General features: G+C 36.4%; 2 protein-coding genes and 3 rRNA genes. 3 read left to right on the forward strand and 2 right to left on the reverse strand.

All coding sequences use genetic code 11. The features are described from left to right. Nucleotides 1–232: ribosomal RNA gene (locus E0F98_RS15865) — 23S ribosomal RNA — on the forward strand; the annotation flags it as partial. A 185-nt stretch (nucleotides 233–417) separates the two neighbouring features. Then, a 5S ribosomal RNA gene (gene rrf / locus E0F98_RS15870) occupies nucleotides 418–527 on the forward strand. Between the two features lie 85 nt (nucleotides 528–612). Here rrf and E0F98_RS15875 read toward each other — a convergent pair. Together E0F98_RS15875 and E0F98_RS15880 are read right to left on the reverse strand one after the other, a co-directional pair. After that, nucleotides 613–1,569 (reverse strand): ISAon1 family transposase, encoded by a 957-nt coding sequence (locus E0F98_RS15875; protein ID WP_132113247.1) that lies wholly within the window; start codon nucleotides 1,567–1,569, stop codon nucleotides 613–615. Continuing rightward, entirely contained in the window at nucleotides 1,562–1,909 is a 348-nt protein-coding gene (locus E0F98_RS15880; RefSeq protein WP_132113250.1) for an ISAon1 family transposase N-terminal region protein, read from the reverse strand. Before E0F98_RS15880 ends, E0F98_RS15875 begins: the two co-directional genes overlap by 8 nt. A 1,352-nt stretch (nucleotides 1,910–3,261) precedes the next feature. Between E0F98_RS15880 and E0F98_RS15890 the strand changes: the two genes are divergently transcribed. Next, a 16S ribosomal RNA gene (locus tag E0F98_RS15890) occupies nucleotides 3,262–3,402 on the forward strand; the annotation flags it as partial.

Raw genomic sequence — 3,402 nt, forward strand, 5'->3', positions numbered from 1 at the left:
AGTACGAGAGGACCGAATTGGACAAACCTCTAGTGTATCTGTTGTCACGCCAGTGGCACCGCAGAGTAGCTACGTTTGGAAGGGATAAGCGCTGAAAGCATATAAGCGCGAAACCCACCACAAGATGAGATTTCTTTTAAGGGTCGTGGGAGATGACCACGTTGATAGGCTATAGATGTAAAGGCAGTAATGTCATAGTCGAGTAGTACTAATAACCCGTAAGCTTATGTACACTTTTCCCCGGGGCAACCCGGGGGAGAAACTTTCTTTACTCTGAACTTGTTTCAGAGTCTTTTAATMGTTCCTGAARTAAATTCAGGATAAATCTTTATCTCAGTATGTTAAGATATTATGTGATTGCTGTTTATAAAACAATAAACAACATTACAATAATTGCCCAAAGCAATTATAACCTCTTAAGGTGGTTATTGCGGCGGGGCTCACCTCTTCCCATCCCGAACAGAGTAGTTAAGCCCGCCTGCGCAGATGGTACTGCAGTTATGTGGGAGAGTATGTCGTCGCCTTTCTTTGAAAAGCCTATCTGAAAAGATAGGCTTTTTTGTTTTTAATCGGATTCAAACTTGGAAGCAGAGTTCATATATAGGATTAATCTCAAAAGTTGGGGATTTTCCGAACTCCTCTAAACTGACTTCTAAACCCTTTAATTTTAGCATTAAAAGATTCTGCTGAAGCATTTGTACTTCGATTATCAAAGTAGTTTAGTATGGATTGGTAATTAACCGTTATCGTATTGAGAACAATAGTAAAGTTCTTAAATCCTGACTCCTCTACTTTTCTGTACCAATGAGCTAATTTCAACATGGCTACATTCTTATCATTATTGGTATTGTAAATGCTACGTAATTGGTGAGATAGACTATAAGCTGTTTTTATATCAGGATATAGTTCAAAAAAATGACGTGCTCTTTCTTCTTGGTTAAGGGTCCACTTTTCTCTGGATTTATAAAGTAAATAGCGACTTCTAGCTAATAATTGTTTTACAGTATCTCCATTTGTTAAAAGTTGGGGAATATGGGTTTTGTTTTCTGATTTAGCTTGTAATATCGATTGATTCTCTCTATCCATAGCTTCCCATCGATGCTTGATTCTAATTTCTTGTAATGCTTCTAAGGCTAGTTTTTGTACATGGAAACGGTCAGTTACTTGTATGGCTTTTGGAAAACATTTTTTGGCTATCAACTTCATAGAATTAGCCATGTCTAATGTGATTTCTAGAACAGCTTGTCTTTTTTTAGAGTCAATTTTACTGACCTGTTCAATAACTTGTTCAGTCTTAGTGCCAGCAACAATAGCCACTAATGTCCCTTTCTTTCCTTTGGCTTTTTTATTGGTCACAATAGTGTATAGCTCACCTTGAGATAAGGCTACTTCGTCAATGGCTAAATGAGTTCCTATATTTTCGGGATAAATAATCCATTGATGGGCATGTTCTCTAGGCTCCCAAGTACTAAAAGAACTAAGGTGTTTTTTATATTGTCTTTGGAGTTTTTTACCATTAACCCCGAAGAAACTTCCAATAAGATGACAATTAATGGGTGTGTTATCTATTAATTTCTTTTAAAAAAGCCGCAAATTCTTGCGTCATACGAGTTCCTTTAGCTACTAGCTGCCAATCTCTTTTGATGATTTCTCCAGTGGTTTTATTGGTCCAACGGCGACGTTTAATGTGTAAATAGACAAACTTACCTCTAAGAGGAAAATCTTGGATTGTTATTTCCTCCTGAAAGCCTTTGGATACAAATTCTACAGTATTAAACTCTTTTGGGGGTCTTGCTTTTTCTTCGAAATACAGATGTAAGTTTTCTTCAGAATTAGTTGCAGAAACTATTTCAAAGTTCTCTATTAAAAAATCAGGGAGCATAAATTTTAAAAGGTCTATAGAAGTCATATCTCAATGTTAATACTACAAAAATATTCTTTTTTTCTAAAACTTCTCCCCAGGTTTTGTTCCTGATCCCAAATTATACCAAATGTAAGATTCTTATGGATCATAACGAAAAGCTGAGGAGTAGCAAAAATTAGGCATAAATATTCGTTAGTCTGAAAAGGAAAAACTCTATGTTCCTCACGCCTCTAAATTGAGATCTAAACGTTTTTACATTCCGGAATTTAATAGAATCATAGAGGCTTTTAAGTTTTGCTGCAAATAATAGTAAAGCTTTTTTTAGTGCATTACAGTTGTTTTCGAGACTTTCCAATTAACTGAGTGTTTTAGGTGTTTGTGATTATATAAAAAGAGAGTATACCTATATATAGAGTATACCTATATATAAGGAGTAGCCACTTTTTCTCAGAATCTATCCCGATCGCTATCGGGATCAGCCCTCGAGACTTCGGGACGCTACAATCTACCTCTCCTTCCCTTCTCGTGCGAAAAGACGAGACGGGCTCGATAGGATTTCCACTGCTATGGGGGCTAGGGGGGGTAAGATGATGACTTCAATATTGTCGATAAGGTTTCTAAAAAAAGTACACATATATATATATTGGTATAGCAAGCAAAGCTACTAATTATAGTAGTTATCAAGAGTAGGAAGCTTGTCTTGCTAATTATAAAGTATTAGCAAACATGCTGTATTCTCAACGAAACAAGGCAGACTAAGAGCACAAAGGCACTCTTTCCTTGGGAGACTCCCGACGGTTTTGGCGGAGGAGGAGAAAACTTTCCTTTTCAAAACACGTATTTCCAGCGAGTTAAACGCTGCGTTAAGAAAACGTGAAAAAATAGTCTATTAAAAGTATTGTTTAACGGTATAAAGGTGCTACTTTTGCACCCGCAACAGCGAATAAGTTCATAAGAATATTGACAGGTTATAAAGGGGTTTAGGATTGGAATTATTTCTAAAATAAATCAAAATAAAGCTTGTGAGATTCGAAATTGCTTATTACATTTGCAGCCCGCAAAACGCGCAATGTTCCTTGAAAGACTGCAAAAAAAAGATAAAGAAATGAGGATTTAAATCTTCGAAAAAAAACTTTAAATTTTTCTTGCGAGAAACAAAAGACTTTGTTACTTTTGCACCCGCTTCGGGAAACATGTTTACATGGTGATTGAAGTTAGAAACTGAAATAAATTCAGTTTAAAAAAAAAGAAGAACACGTTCCTAGACATATTGAATTGACAGCCGTTTTAACAGAGATGTTAGAACAAAAGAATAAAGAGTAATAGAATCGAGAGATTTGAAAAAACCACTAGACCTTCAGTCAAAAACAAAAAGAGAATTTATTCTCATATAATATACGATGAAGAGTTTGATCCTGGCTCAGGATGAACGCTAGCGGCAGGCTTAACACATGCAAGTCGAGGGGTAGAAGAAGCTTGCTTCTTTGAGACCGGCGCACGGGTGCGTAACGCGTATGCAATCTACCTTTCACAAAGGG

The sequence above is a fragment of the Flavobacterium hiemivividum genome (genome assembly GCF_004349145.1).
In the GTDB taxonomy this organism is placed as follows: domain Bacteria; phylum Bacteroidota; class Bacteroidia; order Flavobacteriales; family Flavobacteriaceae; genus Flavobacterium; species Flavobacterium hiemivividum.

What these genes read in the sequence shown, in the direction of transcription:
- E0F98_RS15880 (WP_132113250.1), bottom strand. Translation starts at nt 1,909, where the DNA reads ATGACTTCTATAGACCTTTTAAAATTTATGCTCCCTGATTTTTTAATA.